Source organism: Paenibacillus sp. FSL K6-0108 (assembly GCF_045040695.1).
Lineage (GTDB): Bacteria > Bacillota > Bacilli > Paenibacillales > Paenibacillaceae > Paenibacillus > Paenibacillus pabuli_B.
The window spans coordinates 6,389,256-6,405,039 of record NZ_CP150288.1; the positions used below are offsets into that span (position 1 = coordinate 6,389,256).

At 48.3% G+C, this 15,784-nt stretch carries 16 protein-coding genes; 2 read left to right on the plus strand and 14 right to left on the minus strand.

Annotation, left to right across the window (positions count from 1 at the left end; all coding sequences use genetic code 11):
* Positions 1 to 45: 45 nt before the first annotated feature.
* The 9 genes from MHB49_RS29110 to MHB49_RS29150 form a co-directional block, all read right to left on the minus strand.
* A complete protein-coding gene (locus MHB49_RS29110; RefSeq protein WP_405153918.1) occupies positions 46 to 4,170 on the minus strand; it encodes an S-layer homology domain-containing protein in 4,125 nt (1,374 codons plus the stop codon).
* A gap of 163 nt (positions 4,171 to 4,333) precedes the next feature.
* Positions 4,334 to 4,717, minus strand: a complete 384-nt coding sequence (locus tag MHB49_RS29115) for an ATPase (protein WP_192270741.1) — start codon at positions 4,715 to 4,717, stop codon at positions 4,334 to 4,336.
* 130 nt (positions 4,718 to 4,847) lie between these two features.
* Positions 4,848 to 5,081, minus strand: a complete 234-nt coding sequence (locus tag MHB49_RS29120; RefSeq protein WP_405153919.1) for a sigmaY antisigma factor component — start codon at positions 5,079 to 5,081, stop codon at positions 4,848 to 4,850.
* Positions 5,074 to 5,409, minus strand: a complete 336-nt coding sequence (locus MHB49_RS29125) for a YxlC family protein (RefSeq protein ID WP_405153920.1) — start codon at positions 5,407 to 5,409, stop codon at positions 5,074 to 5,076. Before MHB49_RS29125 ends, MHB49_RS29120 begins: the two co-directional genes overlap by 8 nt.
* 2 nt (positions 5,410 to 5,411) lie before the next feature.
* Positions 5,412 to 5,948 (minus strand): RNA polymerase sigma factor SigY, encoded by a 537-nt coding sequence (sigY, locus tag MHB49_RS29130; RefSeq protein ID WP_247899329.1) that lies wholly within the window; start codon positions 5,946 to 5,948, stop codon positions 5,412 to 5,414.
* 98 nt (positions 5,949 to 6,046) lie between these two features.
* Positions 6,047 to 6,298 (minus strand): hypothetical protein, encoded by a 252-nt coding sequence (locus MHB49_RS29135; RefSeq protein ID WP_405153921.1) that lies wholly within the window; start codon positions 6,296 to 6,298, stop codon positions 6,047 to 6,049.
* 343 nt (positions 6,299 to 6,641) lie between these two features.
* On the minus strand, positions 6,642 to 7,274 hold the full coding sequence (locus MHB49_RS29140; protein WP_247899331.1) for an MBL fold metallo-hydrolase: 633 nt from the start codon (positions 7,272 to 7,274) through the stop codon (positions 6,642 to 6,644).
* Between the two features lie 6 nt (positions 7,275 to 7,280).
* Positions 7,281 to 7,850 carry a thioredoxin family protein gene (locus tag MHB49_RS29145; RefSeq protein WP_405153922.1) on the minus strand — a complete coding sequence of 190 codons (570 nt, stop codon included), beginning with the start codon at positions 7,848 to 7,850 and terminating at the stop codon, positions 7,281 to 7,283.
* A 2-nt stretch (positions 7,851 to 7,852) separates the two neighbouring features.
* Positions 7,853 to 8,467 (minus strand): DedA family protein, encoded by a 615-nt coding sequence (locus tag MHB49_RS29150; RefSeq protein ID WP_063566612.1) that lies wholly within the window; start codon positions 8,465 to 8,467, stop codon positions 7,853 to 7,855.
* 159 nt (positions 8,468 to 8,626) lie between these two features.
* Here MHB49_RS29150 and MHB49_RS29155 point away from each other — a divergent pair, with 159 nt between their 5' ends.
* Positions 8,627 to 8,974 (plus strand): dehydrogenase, encoded by a 348-nt coding sequence (locus MHB49_RS29155; protein ID WP_405153923.1) that lies wholly within the window; start codon positions 8,627 to 8,629, stop codon positions 8,972 to 8,974.
* A 189-nt stretch (positions 8,975 to 9,163) separates the two neighbouring features.
* Here MHB49_RS29155 and MHB49_RS29160 read toward each other — a convergent pair whose 3' ends face one another.
* The 5 genes from MHB49_RS29160 to yyaC all read right to left on the minus strand — a co-directional run bounded on the left by MHB49_RS29160 (position 9,164) and on the right by yyaC (position 15,303).
* Positions 9,164 to 11,416 carry an O-antigen ligase family protein gene (locus MHB49_RS29160; protein ID WP_405153924.1) on the minus strand — a complete coding sequence of 751 codons (2,253 nt, stop codon included), beginning with the start codon at positions 11,414 to 11,416 and terminating at the stop codon, positions 9,164 to 9,166.
* Positions 11,417 to 11,596: 180 nt separating this feature from the next.
* A complete protein-coding gene (locus MHB49_RS29165) occupies positions 11,597 to 12,880 on the minus strand; it encodes a class I SAM-dependent methyltransferase (RefSeq protein ID WP_405153925.1) in 1,284 nt (427 codons plus the stop codon).
* Between the two features lie 79 nt (positions 12,881 to 12,959).
* Positions 12,960 to 13,649, minus strand: coding sequence for a DUF6483 family protein (locus MHB49_RS29170; RefSeq protein ID WP_405153926.1), 690 nt, complete (start codon positions 13,647 to 13,649; stop codon positions 12,960 to 12,962).
* A gap of 243 nt (positions 13,650 to 13,892) precedes the next feature.
* The gene (locus MHB49_RS29175; protein ID WP_405153927.1) at positions 13,893 to 14,684 is read right to left on the minus strand and encodes an alpha/beta fold hydrolase; all 792 of its coding nucleotides are present in this window, start codon (positions 14,682 to 14,684) and stop codon (positions 13,893 to 13,895) included.
* A 76-nt stretch (positions 14,685 to 14,760) separates the two neighbouring features.
* Positions 14,761 to 15,303 carry a spore protease YyaC gene (gene yyaC / locus MHB49_RS29180; protein ID WP_405153928.1) on the minus strand — a complete coding sequence of 181 codons (543 nt, stop codon included), beginning with the start codon at positions 15,301 to 15,303 and terminating at the stop codon, positions 14,761 to 14,763.
* Between the two features lie 159 nt (positions 15,304 to 15,462).
* Here yyaC and MHB49_RS29185 point away from each other — a divergent pair, with 159 nt between their 5' ends.
* Entirely contained in the window at positions 15,463 to 15,687 is a 225-nt protein-coding gene (locus MHB49_RS29185; RefSeq protein ID WP_405153929.1) for a DUF1128 domain-containing protein, read from the plus strand.
* Positions 15,688 to 15,784 lie beyond the last annotated feature (97 nt).

The window sequence follows — 15,784 nt, forward strand, 5'->3', positions numbered from 1 at the left end:
GCGAATTCGCTCTGCCTTTTTGCTGTATACATTACTAGTTATTCTTTAGATCAAGCCCGAATGCTGCAGTAACCGACGAATAAGCGCCGCAGTCTCTGCCCGAGTGATCATGGATTTTGGAGCAATGGTCGCGTTACTCCGACCAGATACAAGCCCGGATTGAAGACTGAACTCGACAGCTTCTCTCGCCCAATACGAGACCATATCCATATCTATATAGCGGGAGAGATCTTGGCCAGTGTCGATATCCAGCTTATGATCCAATCCGGTAAGCTCCATCGTCCGATTAATGATCATCATCGCTTCTTCACGGGTAATCTTCTGTGTTGGCCGGAATGTGCCATCTTTATAACCGTCGATCAGACCCAGGTCGGAAGCGGCACTTACTTCGCCTGCATACCAATCACTCGAACTTACATCGCTGAATCGGACGTTTCCTTCATTAGTTTGAAGTCCCAGTGCCCGCACGAGTACACCTGCAAATTCAGAGCGGGTAATGCTTTCATCCGGATTAAAGATCGTATCCGATATTCCACGGATAACCATTCTTGACCCCATATCATTTACTTCCGTCTGTGCCCAGTGTGCTGCAACATCGGCAAATGTCCGCGGATTCCAAACGAGACCATACGCACTATTCGTCAAACTGTTGATTTGCGCATGATACACTCCATTGACTTTCGTGATTTTGGTCGGAACATGGCGCACGCCGCCGTCCTTCTCAACCACAACTCCAGTCGTTACCTTGGAAGGATCAACCTCACCGGATAAAGTAATTGCTCGTTCGACGTATTTGTTAAACCGGTCCACACTTACAGATCTGCCTTCATATGTGGCCGTTATGTTGAAATCAAAAAGCGGACCAATCAAGGCAAAACCGTTTTGATGAGCAACCTTTTCCGCTGCATATATCGTTTCAGCAGAAGCAGGTGCGATCTCCAAATGGAGGACCATATCCTCGAGGTGATCTTCAGCACCAAGTTGTTGTGCCAGCGTATTAATTTCCACCAGTCTGGAAGGTAAAGAATAGGAAGCGGCGTCCGTTTGAAGCATAAGTACGGCTTCCTTGTCTGCCATGAACTTCACCAATCTTCCAGTGAGTTCACCGATAAACCGATCTTTATTTCCACCATTTATAGTGAGGGTGACAACGGCGTTCATGCCTTCCGTATCCAGCTTTTTCATGACAGCCTGCTCGTCAACTGTCAGAGTCAATACACTCTGTCCGTTCACATTAGCCGTTCTTAGAGTTCCGGCCTTTTCTGGTTTCCCGTTCACCAAGATCGAAACACCGAAATTAACCGCCCCTCCTCCCGAAGACGCTGTACCTGCCGCTCCGCTTGCAGGCCCAGAAGTACTGCCACCGCCAGGATTTGAACCGTTACCGCCATTTCCACCACTGGAGTTGTCGGAACCATCTGGAGGGTTTGTTCCGCCGTTATTCGACACAAGCCACTTCGCGAACAATGTCACATTAGAGGTGCCTATAAGGAGCGTATCGCCCACACTATAGTTTACTCCGCTGCCGTCCGCTGCCGTATTCCAGCCTGCAAAATCATAACCAGTCCTCATCAGGTTTCCTGTGTTACCCAAAATTGTAGCCAGCGTTTGTTGCTTATACGCCTGGTTGTCTGTGGGCACGTCTCCTAATGTAGCTCCGTTACTGTTGTAAGTGATCTGATATCTCTTCGGTTGTGCATAGGACATGACTGTAGCTTTGTTACCGTTACTTCCATCTTTGAAAGAAACGTAAAGGTTCCCTGCTGCGTCAATTTCCAATGTAGTGTTCTGTGCAATTCCCTCTGAGAAACCAGTCCCACCGATCGCATTCCAACCATCCGCCTCGGTATATTTCATGACGGTTGCTTTGTTCATATTTGCTGAATCCATATATGCCACATACGGGCTTCCATCTTGATCAAGCACCATCGAAACGAAATTTGCCGCTCCGTCAGAGAACTCAGCATCCCCAACCGTTATCCATGTTCCGGAGCCAGTATATTTCATAACTGTTGCCTTTTGTCCGTTGAATCCAGTGGTATAAGCAATATATACCGTTTCGTTCTGATCTACTGCAAGCGCAAACTCAGCTACGTTTTCTTGTGAAAAAGCACGATTGCCAACGAAGGACCAAGAATCATCCGCTTCGTTATATCTGATGACAGACAATCTGAATCCTCCACTATTATCGCTGAATGCAACGTAAGGGACACCGTCTGGCCCTATAGCCAATATACTTCCTCCCGCGCCTCCCAGAATATTTTCGGTCTTGCCGATGGACGTCCACTCTCCAGACTGGTCATTATATTTCATAACTGTGAGGCGATAACTGCTATTTAAGGCAACATACGGCACACCGTTTGCATCGAGTTGCAAATCAAGACTTGATAAATTACCTGGAGAGAAACCTGGAGAACCTACAAAATCCCAGCCATCCTGCTCCGTATACTTCATGACGGTTGCACTGCCAACATGATTTACATCACTAAAAGCAACGTATATTGTTCCATTCTGGTCTATTGCTATTTTGTTTTTTGTTGCAAAACTCTCAGTAAAACCTGGTTGTCCGACTGCCGACCATCCACTCACTTCGCTATATTTCATGACCGTTGCTTTAAAGCCATTGGATACATCTTGATATACGACATACGGCGTGCCATGGGCATCAAGGGCAAGATCCTGGTCAAAAGTCATTCCCTCTGAGAAACCTGTATTGCCAATAACTTTCCACTTTCCTGTTTCATCCTCATTGGACGTGGATGGCGTCCACTTCGCATACAACGTTACATGAGCAGCACTCATGATTAACGTCTCACCTGCGTTATAGTTCGTTCCGCTTCCATCTGCTTCCGTATTCCAGCCAGCGAATGTATAACCTGTTTTTTCCAAATTCCCTGTATTGCCTAAAATGATTGCTCCCGCTTGATCATTGTATTGTTGATTATCCACTGGTGCATTACCCAACTGAGCTCCATTACCATCATAGGAGACTGTGTACGAAGCTTTCGCTCCAAACCTCATCACCGTCGCCTTTGAACTATTGAATGCATCTTGATAAACAACATACGGCGTACCTTTTTGATCCAATGCGAGTGAAGGTGTAGACACCACCCCAGCAGAGAAACCGGCTTGACCGACAAACTCCCAGCCATTTTGCTCGCTGTATCTCATTACGGTTGCTTTGTTTCCATTTGCGCTATCCTTGAAAGCCACATAAGGTGTACCCATCTGATCCATAACCAGCGAAGGAGAATTTGCAGAACCTGGAGAGAAACCAGCTTGACCTACCCTCTCCCAACTTGATATCTCATCACGATATGTCATGACCGTCATTTTATTCGTATCATCTTGAAACACAATATAAAGTTGTCCTGATGGATTTATCACAAGTGATGGGGAGGTTGCGTACCCTCCTGTAAAGCCTGCTTGGCCTACCACCTTCCATTCGTTGGAACTGTACATCATGACAGTAGCTTTGTAGGCTTCATCCTGAAAAGCCACATAAGGTGTATCCGCTTGATCGAGAACCAATGAAAAGGAAGAGATTGCTTCTCCCTCGGAGAAGTCAGCACTGCCCACCAGCTCCCAGCCCGTTGGCTCGATGTATCTCATTACGTTTGCTTTCCCGCTGGCTCCATCCTTAAAAGCAATATAAGGATTACCCGCCTGATCCAGCGCGAGCGAAGGGTAGTTTGCCCTGTCTGGAGTAAAGCCCGCCTCTCCTACCAATTCCCAACCGTCTGATTCACTATATTTCATGACCGTAGCCTTACCACTAACGCCGCTATCCTGATAGCTAATATATGGAGTGCCTGCTTGATCCAGCACGAGTGTGATTCCGCTTGCTGACCCAACCGATAGGCCTCTATCACCTACCAGTTGCCAATCACCGGACTCACTATACTTCATCACCGTTACTTTAGAATCAGCGCCCCTATCTGAATAAGCAACATATGTTGTTCCTAATTGATCCACTGCCAGCTTGGGAGCAGAAGCTTCTCCAGCCGAGAAACCGGCTTCCCCCAATAGTGTCCACTCTTCGCCAACAGAGGCGTAAGCGCGGTTTATATCCCATATCTGAAAGATCGGGTTGCCTCCCATAATCACCAGACAGACCAACAACATCATCACGAATTTTTTACCGTTGCGAAAGCTCCTTCTCATCTTCATATCTACCTTCCTTGTTATGTAAAATTTGAAGGGTGCAATCCCTTCTACATCGCAAGGTATTTTATCAATTGTCTCTGAACCGATTCTGAACATAATGACTTGGTGTGCTGAAATAGGATTCGGAAAATCAAAAAAGAGCCGGCATCAGCCGACTCTTCAAATTCTAAATCCATGCACGCAGGTTAACCTGCTTTATAAAATCCGCCTGTGACATAACATCGTTCGCGGTTTCTTCTTCCTCTTCCACAGCTTCGAAATCTCCATTCATCAAATGATGAAACAGTTTCTCATTGTGTGTCGCAAGGGCGTAATCTATCAACGCTTCTCGCTCGACCCGCTCAGCTTCCTGCTTCAGCAGAACCTCTTCCAAGTCGACGTCGCCGGATGGAACAAAAAAGTTCCGATTCACCTGCGGCACTCGAAGCACGTAATCGAACGCATTGTCCGGATTCCGGTCATAAGCGATGATGAAACCATATTCCCCCACAGGAAGATTCTGCTCAAACGCATCCGCGACGATGACAACCTTCTCTCCTAATCGCAGCATCGTCTAACCTCCTGGTAGTCTATCTTTTTATTATTTGTATAGTCTACTAGAAAAGAATAGCGATGTCTACGATTACTAGAATTAAACAAAACATTTGTGCAAAATCTTTTTTTGCATTCCGATAATTCTATCATTTACCTAATGTTTGCCTAGGGGGCTTCCGATCTCCCCGCACCACAATGAACCAATAGATGATTAGGGGTGTTGGAAATCCAGTAATTCCCCATAACCCCCATAACCAGGGGAAACGACCACGCCTTCGTGCATCGTGAAAAATCCATGTTCCCTGAATGAGCAAAAGAATGGCAATCAGAATGACCCATACAAGAGGAATTTCATTCAATGAATAATGCAGATCATTCATGGCGGGTCTCCTTCCGGCGTCGCCCTGACCAGCTAACTGCCACGACTATTGCTGCACACAAGCTAATGGCTTGGATACCCAGATATAGAGCTGGAGCTGAATGAAGCAAGAAGGCACCAAATGAGATAATGAACAATCCTGCAATCCAGAACAGGATCATTTCGATTCGATTGGCTCGTCGTCTCATTTGTCTTCGTTCCTTTACTTGGGCTTCAATGGTGGCTAACGAAGGAATATTGGCAGGTTCATACGCATCATCGAGCACTCTCATCTGTTGTTGTATACGCATCACAATTTCTTGTTCATCCTGTTCTTCAGATCTGCTCATGCTCATCCCAACTCCTTTCTCAATTGACGAAGCCCATAGGCTGTTCTAGACTTCGCCGTTCCGGATGGAATACCCAGCATTTCACCCATTTCATCATATCCATAGCCATAATAATGCTTTAGCAGGACGGCAATACGATGTTCCGGGGTTAATCTTGTCATGGCATCCATTACATCTGTCCATTCTTCATTCCGACTCTCGAATTGCCATCGCAATTTTCGGACAGCCTGATTACGAATGGCTTCCAACCAAATCTGCTCTCTTCTCCTGCGTCTAGTCTTGTCGATATATATACGGGTGGCAATCGTAATCATCCATGACGAAAAGGCAGACGAACCATCGTACCTATGGATATTTTCCATACATCGAATCATGGTGTCCTGCACTGTCTCCTCGGCGACGTTGGGATCCATCGTTACTTTGACAAGATACTTATATACAAAAGCGTAATGACGCTGCAGCAGTTCTGCCAGTGCACTGTCATCTCCCTGCATCGCTCTCTGTACCTCTTCCAGTTCGGCTGCCTCCATCTGAATCATCACCTGCTCTCCGCTTAGTCTTATGTTATTACGACAGGCTCTGCAGAAACGTTCAATTCAATCCAAAAAAAATCTGAAGCCGACAATTTCCCGGGCAATCAGACTTCATTTCGGTAATCTTGCAGTTTGTCGAACCACGGTTGGCTGCGGGCTCCACTGCTCAATAAACGACTTCTCCATATATTTTGCTGTTGATCCTTGATTGGATAAATCTCATTATTCATAAAGTTATGTAGTTGAGAACGCTGGGTAACTGATTCTATTCTGCCACTTTCCATTGCTCTACGACTTTCTTCGATAATCGGATGCTCGGCACGCTGTCCCAACTGAATTACTCGCTTTTTCTCCACTTCTATTTCCTCGCTTCCATTAGCTATTTTCCCTAATTTTTCAAACTATTTATCATCTCGAACTTATTATAAATCGACTTGCTAAATGGACTAGAACGATCTGCTGTAGATTCTTGTCAACGATCTGTATGTAGGGGTTAAACGGTGTCACTTGGGTAAAAAAGAGACTGAAAACAAAAAAAGAACGCAAACCGGGTATAGACCACAGTCTGCGTGCTTCGCAAGTTAGGGTGTTTCTTTGTATTGCTTCAGTTAGATGGTTCATTATTGCTTGTAACAACTAATTGCTATTCTAATGAAAAAGTTGTCACTTGTCCAGACTTTCTTCACATAAATTGTCGGATCATCTTGCAGATACATAGGGATTGTTCTTTTTCTCATATCCGATAGTCGTTTTGGGACCATGACCTGGATACACTTTGACCTCATCAGCGAAGGTATACAACTTATTCTGGATTGAATCAATCAGATCCCGTTCACGGCCTCCGGTCAGATCCGTCCTGCCTACACCCATGCGGAACAGCACATCACCTGCAAACAGGTCGTCACCACATAGCAGACTTACACTGCCTGGTGAGTGTCCTGGAGTATGATACACTTTGAACGTATGACCAATAAAGTTCAGTGTCTGCCCTTCATCCATGGCATATTCAGCCGGATCTGTCGAAAGCGGTGGAGTAGCCTGCGGCCAGTTCAAAGAACCATTTAATTTCGGCGTCGTGAGCCAATCACTCTCCAAGTCATGCAAATAAACGGGACAGCCTTTCAACTTGCGAATTTCATCCACGCCGCCCATATGATCAAAATGCGCATGAGTGAGCAGGATCGCTTCAATCTCCAGGTCCTGAATGGCTTTGAGTAATGGCCCCGGATTCATTCCAGGATCAATAATCACGGCTTTACCTGGATCATCACCCTGCAGCAGATACGCATTGGTCTGGAGCGGTCCCAATGAAAATGTACGAATGTTAAGCATATCGGCTCAGTAACCCGAAATCAGTTCACGCAGCTCACGAATAATCGCTGCATTTGACTCCGTTCCTTCCCCATAACGTTTCCCAATCTCTTGACGTGCAACGGCCAAATTATCCTGATAATCTGCTGCTTCACGGTCCGGGTTGAGACGTTTGAATTCTACCATCACTTCCTGCACATGTTGCGGACGAGGCCCCCATTGACCCAGCACATGTCCACCCGTATCTGCAAAAATAACGACAGGGACTGAGCGTCCGCCCATCGTAAGGAACTCATCCATCACTTCGGGGTGATTTTCCATAATAAGAACTTCTGTCGGAATGCCCGAGATTTCCAGCGCCTGGAACACGACCGGAATATTGCGTACTACATCGCCACACCAGTCAGCAGCCAAAATGAGCACACGCAAATCATCGCGGTGATTCAGGCTTTCGAAAAATTCACGATCATCCTCGCTTGGCCATGTAAAGCTGTCGTAGTTTGCCTGAAACTCACTTTGGTTCTTCGTCATACTCTCAATGAATTCCTTCGGAGGCAGACCTTTACCGAATTTGTGAGACAAGTTTGGTTTTCCCATAACTAGACACTTCCCTTCTTTTTACGAGCATTCATCCATTTAATAAGTACATAAACAATCATAAGTGCCAGAGCAACGAGCAGAATCGGCATAATATAAGGTGCCGCCTTTTCGTTGATATGTTGCCATTGATCTCCAAGTATCATCCCTAAATATATAAACAATGCAGACCAAGGTATAACAGCGAGGGTTGTCAGCAAAATAAATCGACCCGTATGCATTTTGGATATACCGGCAGGAATCGATATGGCATGTCTTACGACCGGAACAAAACGCGCCGTGAAAATGACCCCTGTCCCATACTTGCGGAACCACTCTTCGGAATGGTCGATGTGCTTTTTCTGGATCAGTATGTATTTTCCGTAGCGTTCAAGTACAGGTCTTCCGCCATAACGGCCAATCCAGTAAATAAATAGCTGGGCTATGACACCGCCCACGGTACCAAAAATCAATGCACCGAAAAAATTAATATGGCCTTGTGAAACGAGAAAACCTCCATATGCCAGTACAATTTCACTCGGAATAACTTCAAGCATTAGTCCGAGCATGATTCCAAAGTATCCAAGACTCTGAATCCAATCGAATAATTGATTGACAATGTTATGAATAACGTCCATCTCGACCCTCTTTCTTCATCCTGATTGGCAGTGCCTTTAGCACCATGGATGTTCGTCCCTATTTTATCACAGGCCTCTAGCTGTTGCTACTTCACCCGTTTGGGATAGTGTCCCGAAGGCAGCCCTTTGCATATGGTATCGGGAGAGGAGCGTGAGAAGATGTCATTCAAATCAGCACCCGGTACTCCCCCAGTAAAACATAACACCCCAGGCCAGAAACTGCCTTCTGCCCGAGGTATCCGAAGAGCATGCAGCAAAGAGCTGTACCGAACAGCTAAAAAGCTAAAGGTATACATCTCCCCCGAGCTGATGAAGCAGGCGGAAGACTTGTATTTTGGAAAAGTGATCGCCAATCTGCTCTGGATCGGAGAAAATCGGGATAATCGCAAGAAGTTATGCGAGTGGTGGAATACGGATGTCAGCGCCGAAATTGCAGCTCTATGGGGTGTGGAGGTAGAACCGCTGCAAGGTGCCTTTAAGCAGGCATTTGGTGGATATCGCCTGTAGATTCGAAAATAAATGAACCGTTAGCCGAACAGCGAACTTAGCAGCATATTTCCTCATTTTGAATGGAACCTACTAAGGTGTGAGCCAGTGCTTTCCTCAGATTGATGCGGAATCATTTATCCTGTTACATGTAGAATCATTCATTCTCATAGATTTTGTTCATCTTCGGTGTTACATGAGGTCAGATATTCAGGGGCTCTTTCTGGTCACCTCTGGAGCAAATGGACCAAAAGCAAGGAGGCGCAAATTATTCCCGTAACGTAACGCGTCTTCTCCAAGCTCAAAACGCCGATCATTTCTCTCCTGCCCTGCCGCCACTTCTTCAGCCAGTTTTCTATAACGTTTGTATATCCTTACTCCAGCAGAAGCCGTCTGCCTTCCTCGTGCAGTATATCCTGCCGCCCGTTCCCTCCGTGATGCCTGTTCCATCCAATACAAGGCCTGGGACTGGCTGGACGTGTCAAAACGATTCAAGGCTAAGGCTTGTTCAAAATAGTTCCCAGCTAACTCTCCTCTACCCGATTGAGCGGCCAACCGCCCCAGCTCTCCGTAGAGTTGGGGGGAAACAGGGGAAAAGGACAAGCTCTGCACTAATATGGATTCAGCCTTTTTCGCTGGAAACGTACGGGACAGGGAGATGGCGATATCCGGTCTGTAGGGGTTGAACTTGTACGCCGCAGTAAGCAGCACCTTGCGTTCATCACCTCCTGTAACTTTTGACATTGCCAGACGATATTGATGTTCTGCCGCTAGATGTTGTCCAGCAAGCCAGGCTGTGCCGCCAAGCCATAACATGATGAACAGCCCCGTGAATATCCGTGGAGGCCACGGGTTTAATGGACGGAAAAAGCAGGGCCGTTTGAGGTCAGCCGTCCCGTGCTGTAGAGTCGGAGTCGAGAGGGCCCAGCCCGCCAGCCAAATGAACATCATCCATAGAAAGGCGAAGCTCCAGTCAAAGTCCATTGCGCCATGGAGGACAAAAACAATAACTGAAGGCAGCAGCTGAGGTGCACGCCCCCACATCGTTCGCAAGGTGAAAAAGAACCATCCGGCGATGAGCATCAACCCGATCAGGCCCGTATCAAGGGCAAGATCGAGGAGTCCGTTGTGGACCTCGCCTCCGACATAAGGCGAGGATTGAATGGCGCGAAACATGCTGCGCCATGTCTCTCCCCCGTGGCCCAGCCATGCGGCCTCGGTCCAAAGCTTCAGGGCGTCCCGCCACATCTGGAGGCGGGACAGCCCTGTGCCGACACCAGCCGCCATACGGTCGGCGGTGGAGCCCACGGCCACAGTGGCGGCGATGACTCCCGCCAGCACTGTGGCCGCATGGGCAGCGGCGCGCGCACGAGCGCCGCTGTGCCATAAACGGCACAGCAGCAGCGTGCCGAGCAGCGCAGCTGCCCATGCCCCGGCCAGTGCCAGCAGGCCGGGCACAGGTGCAGGCGCCAGCTGGGCAGCAGCCAGCTGGCGGTAAAGCCAGGCCGCGCACGCTAGAGGCGCGGCCGTGGCCAGCAGCAGCGGCAGGCGGGCACCGCGCCGCTGCAAAGCGAAGGCGGCGACCGCGGCACAGCCGGTCGCCAGCCAAGCGCCGCGCGACTCGCTCAGCAGGAGCGCGGCTTGCGCAGGCATGAGCGGCAGCGCTGCCGCGATGAGCCGCCCGGCCACTGCGGGCCGGGCCATGACTCTCGCGGCGGCAGCCAGCCGCTCCAATGCGTACATGCCAACAACGGCGCCGTACGCATTGGGGTACTGCAGCAATCCGCCGAGCCGGGCTCCGGCAGAGCTGATCTCGGGGTCAGCGGTTCGCATGACCCCATAAGGCAGTGGCAGCACACCGCACGCGTTAAGCACTCCGCTTAGCACAAGCAGGCCGCCTGCCATTTGCCAACCCCAGGCAAACCAGCGCGCTCCGTTCGCGCGTGCGGCCAACGTAACGGTTAGCAGCGCAAATATCGCCAGAAAGCTCCAGCGTAGCATCTCATCCATGCTTCCCTGTACGCTGACAGAGCCTATCCATACATGCAGGCCAAACCAGACGGCCATAGCCAGGGGCCAAAACATCCAGCGGAAATGAGCATACTGCATAATGGCCACATATAGTCGTTTGAGGTAATTCAACCACAGAGCCATCCCTAGTTGTCCACTCGTATGGGGTACGTTGAAAACCATAATAAACAGGATAAACCAAACAAATGCACTGCCTGTTGCCATCAGCACCATGGGGTTTACGTCCGAGAAATAAAACAATCCCCCACGTAGACATCCTGCCAATAGTAAGACCACAGCCATTAATCCAAGAACGACGGTCAGTGCCGCTTCTGATAATCGGGAAAACCCTATACGTTGATTTGCTTGCACCACCTTTCCCACCCTGTCCGGCCAATTTGAATCATTCGACTTACTCCACTTCACTTTGTTATCCGATTTCTCCCCTTTCATTGCGTCTCCCTCCTTTTTCCCATCCTCGTATCCTACTCGTTAATCAAAACAAAAAAAAGACAGAAGCTCCCGTTAGGGTCTTCTGCCTAATTACAAACCTTTGGCACATTATGTTATTTTCGCGGGACCCTCTTACCAGTATGTCCTGTCAAGGACAATGACAGACGATCTGCATCAACTTCAACAGTGATTACATTGGCTAGGATCCTGGGTGACATCTTTGATGGCCCCGCCCGAATTCTCTTCGCTCGCATCTGCTCCATGGTTCGCCGCAGCTTCTTTCAGCTTGCCGCCACCTGGAAGCAAGTCCGCACAAGCCCGCTCCAAATAAGGATCTGCGTGAATGAAATCACGGAATGCGGTATATTCGTTCCACATATCAGCCTTCTGGCCTGCCTGGCCGCGTACGGCTCGGATCAATATATTTTTCGGCGTATGCTCCATGTCGATAAATTCGAGCAACTGCGTTTTGTATCCCATCAGATCGAGCAGCTTGGCCCGAATGGCATCCGTTGCCAAAGCGGAGAAGCGTTCCTTCAGAATGCCGTGTGACAACAACGGGTTCATCACCGTGGATTCAATCTGGTCAAACAGCTCGTGCTGACAGCACGGTACAGATAGAATGACGGAAGCGCCCCAACGAACGGCTTTCTCCAAAGCAGCATCGGTAGCTGTATCGCAGGCATGCAGCGTCACAACCATATCAACTTCATTCAGCTCGTCATAGTCAGCGATGTCTCCAACAAGGAACTTCAGGTCACCGTAATGCAGTTTGTTGGCCAGATCATTGCAGTGTTCAATAACATCGGCTTTTAAGTCCAAACCAATAATTTTGAGCGATCTGCGCTGCTGTACGGACAAATAATGATATAAAGCAAAAGTCAAATAAGACTTCCCGCAACCAAAATCAACAATGGTCAGTGGACGCCCCTCCGGCAGATGCGGGATGACATCCTGTACCATTTCGAGGAAACGGTTGATCTGTCTAAACTTATCATACTTGCGTGCCAAAACTCGGCCTTCCTCGCTCATAATGCCCAACTCGACCAGGAATGAAACGGGAACCCCATCCTCCAGCACATATTGCTTTTTACGATTATGCGAGAGGTCCACAGCAGTCTTGGAAGCAGACTTGGTCAAGATGGATACTTTATATTTTTTGCTGATCAAAATTTGATAGTCTGCGTCTGTCGTACAGAGCAGTCCTTGACGAAACGTCTCTTCGCATAACAAAGTCATGCGTTCTACCGCTTCAGCCGGAGTCAAATTCTCGTGCAGCACTTTGTTGGTATAATGAAATGCGAATTGATAATGCAGCTGATTCTTGAGCGTTACCGGCTTGACTTGCACTTTGGTATACGAGACATTGTCCCGTCTGCGCAGCTGGCTCCAGGTCGCTGTAATTAGCGAATTCTGTTCAAAGATGTCTTGTATAAGCTTTCGCAATGAATCCACGGGGTACATCTCACTTTCGATTTGGTTTCAACCGTTACCATACCACAATTCCGTTCCCTCTCCAAGTTAAGGTGCGTATTCATGGGGTTTAACGATTTAGTTCGGCAAGCCCCTCTTCCACTTCCTCACGAGGCAAGCCCCCTTGTTGCAGTTGCTCATCTTCCAGTTGTTTTAATCTTTCATAAAAAGCCTGTACCTCACCCCGATAATGAACGGGATGGCTGTCGCCTACCTGCAGCAGTCTGTACCAGCTATTCTCGGCCTGATCATACCGCCCCTGCTGTTCACGATACAGGGCAAGCTGCTTTTCCGTTCGTGCGGGAAGTTCGTATGGTTTTGTCTGCTCCAATATGTCCTCCACACGGTCTGGTGCCTCCAGCAGCTTCGGATTGGCCCCGTTATTAAGTGCGTACAGGTAGAAATGAAGTGATCTCATCAGACGAATAAGTGCTGCATCCTCTGACTCCATTTTTTCATGGTTATCTATGCCCTCAACTTTGGCCTTCTCCCTATAAATGTACGCCTCTTCTTCGATCAGCCTGGCGGCTTGCTGCAGATTGTCCACTTCAATGATGCCACGAAAGCGGAACATCTCAATGACATCTTCGGCAGGCAGTGAGTTCAGCAGCGATAAATTCAGGCCAAACTGTCTGCGCAGCAGCTCGTCCAACTCGGATAGAGCCTCCGTGTGTTTCCGCTGTTGTTTGAGTGTAAATGCTTTACCGATCGCTTCTGTCATTTCCTCCATCATGCGGAGCAGATAATCTTTCCTGAACATGCTATATGCCCCCTCATCATTCGAACGTTTACATTCCAGTTTCATTTAAATGATCTATTCTCATCATTTTAATTCATGCCATGACAAAAAGCCAAAACATAGTCTAAGGGCTCTCCCCTACCATGACCCTAAGCAAATAAAACCCCTACCGTTCTTGAACGAACGTTGTAGGGGGTTAGCAAGGTTCAGACTATCCGTCAAGGAGGCGGAATCATCTAATACGCTATTCATGTTCCATCAATATCACTTCGATAATCCCGTCAAAAATGATTTAATGACCTGAATTAATTCTTCCGGAGCTTCGTACATGCTCATATGTCCTGCTCCAGGAATCACGGCTTGTGTAATATGCGGCTTATCACTTGTAAATGTACGTTCCGGTGGAATGACGGCATCGTTCTCGCCGGCAACCAGCAGGACGGGAAGCGGTGTAGCTGACAATACATCACGGCGATCCGGCCGTTCACGCATAGCCAACGCAGCTCCGGTTGCCCCTTGCGGCGCAGTCTGGTAACCAATTTCCTTCACACGTGTCACTTGTGTCGATAGCGATTCCACATGTTCTGGTGCAAACAAACCGGGAACCAGACCATCTACAAAGTGAACAATGCCTTCCGTCTGAATGGTAGATACTGCGCGAAGGCGTTTTTCCTTGCCTTCTTCACTATCCGGATACGCTGTCGAATGAATCAAGCCAAAGGCATTCAATCGTTCTGGATGGCGCTGTGCGATAGAAAGTGCGATATATCCGCCCATGGAGTGACCAAACAGGACAGCCTTGTCCACCTTTAGCTCGTCCATTAATTGCAATACGTCATTGCCCATCTGATCAATGGTATAACTACCTACAGGCGCGTCCGTTTTGCCATGTCCACGCAGATCGGGTACGATGCAACGATAGCTGCGTGCAAGCTCAGGCACTACTTCATCCCAGTAGGATGAACTGCCGCAGTATCCGTGGAGCAAAATGAGTGCCTCTCCCTTACCCTGTTCGGCATAACAAATCGTCGTTCCGTCACACATCACTTTTTCCATATAAATCCCTCTCTCTGCGCGAATTAAATTAATTCAAGTTGTATATTATTAAGCCTGCATATCATTAATGAAACGTTTATCTGTATTTCACTGCTTCGACGACCGCCTCTGCAATCGTTCGGGACATGCCCATAACGAAATGAAGCGAGGTCATCTGTAGAATGGAATAAGGTCTCGGTCCATTAGCATTCACTACAGCAGCCACGCTGTAGTGACCAACCGGTGGCAGCTTGCCGCCAACCGATTTTGCCGGAATAAGTGCATGTTCCGCAAGATAGTATGTACCTGCTGCCTGTTTTGGACCCAGACAAGCATCTATAGCGATAATGGCATGATGTGACGGGACAAGCGCCAGCCTCTTCTCCAGCGTATCAGCATCACAAGGAGAAGCCAACGTCCCTACAACGTGGTTCACTCCGGCCTCCTGCAGCAGACTGCCTGTCAGTGGGCCCAGTGCATCTCCGGTGGATCGGTCCGTCCCAATACAGAGAAAGGTGATTTCATCCGGTGAATGAAGTTGGTAGATGCGCTTAAAAAACATTACCAAGTCTTCTCCCTGCACATTTTGGCGGGCTTCCCTACTTTGATGACGAACCAATTCTCGCTTATATACCGCCAATCTCTTACCTCCTTTACACATGTACTCCCTACCTAAGGTTCTATTGTTATATCCCTCATTTTACCCGATGCTTGATTTTGCCGCAAAAGCATTGGCCTGGGCCTGTCCAATCATGATACAATGACAACAGTTTCCGATACGGAAGGGATGGACATAACGATGGATTTAACACAAGCTAGCGCAGCCAACATGGAATATATGATTGAGGCGATCAAGACGAAGCTGCGGATGGCCAGTGGAGCTGCCATGCAGGCTTCGGCTTTCCCACTCGACAAGTACGAAGATTTGTATGACCTGTATGAGATGGTTCTGGGCAAGGAACATCTGAGTATCTCTGAAGTGGAAGCAGTCGCTTCCGAATTGGGTAAACTCCGTAAATCCTAGGACGACGTTACCTCCGGACATATGAGCCGGGCTCTAAAGCAACACGTACACCAAAGGACCTGTCCCCACAACATAGTGGAACAGGTCCTTTGGTGTT

Coding starts and splice junctions, on each gene's coding strand:
- MHB49_RS29110 (WP_405153918.1), bottom strand. CDS start 4,170: ATGAAGATGAGAAGGAGCTTTCGCAACGGTAAAAAATTCGTGATGATG.
- MHB49_RS29115 (WP_192270741.1), bottom strand. CDS start 4,717: ATGCTGCGATTAGGAGAGAAGGTTGTCATCGTCGCGGATGCGTTTGAG.
- MHB49_RS29120 (WP_405153919.1), bottom strand. CDS start 5,081: ATGAATGATCTGCATTATTCATTGAATGAAATTCCTCTTGTATGGGTC.
- MHB49_RS29125 (WP_405153920.1), bottom strand. CDS start 5,409: ATGAGCAGATCTGAAGAACAGGATGAACAAGAAATTGTGATGCGTATA.
- sigY (WP_247899329.1), bottom strand. CDS start 5,948: ATGATTCAGATGGAGGCAGCCGAACTGGAAGAGGTACAGAGAGCGATG.
- MHB49_RS29140 (WP_247899331.1), bottom strand. CDS start 7,274: ATGCTTAACATTCGTACATTTTCATTGGGACCGCTCCAGACCAATGCG.
- MHB49_RS29145 (WP_405153922.1), bottom strand. CDS start 7,850: ATGGGAAAACCAAACTTGTCTCACAAATTCGGTAAAGGTCTGCCTCCG.
- MHB49_RS29150 (WP_063566612.1), bottom strand. CDS start 8,467: ATGGACGTTATTCATAACATTGTCAATCAATTATTCGATTGGATTCAG.
- MHB49_RS29155 (WP_405153923.1), top strand. CDS start 8,627: ATGTCATTCAAATCAGCACCCGGTACTCCCCCAGTAAAACATAACACC.
- MHB49_RS29160 (WP_405153924.1), bottom strand. CDS start 11,416: ATGAAAGGGGAGAAATCGGATAACAAAGTGAAGTGGAGTAAGTCGAAT.
- MHB49_RS29165 (WP_405153925.1), bottom strand. CDS start 12,880: ATGTACCCCGTGGATTCATTGCGAAAGCTTATACAAGACATCTTTGAA.
- MHB49_RS29170 (WP_405153926.1), bottom strand. CDS start 13,649: ATGTTCAGGAAAGATTATCTGCTCCGCATGATGGAGGAAATGACAGAA.
- MHB49_RS29175 (WP_405153927.1), bottom strand. CDS start 14,684: ATGGAAAAAGTGATGTGTGACGGAACGACGATTTGTTATGCCGAACAG.
- MHB49_RS29185 (WP_405153929.1), top strand. CDS start 15,463: ATGGATTTAACACAAGCTAGCGCAGCCAACATGGAATATATGATTGAG.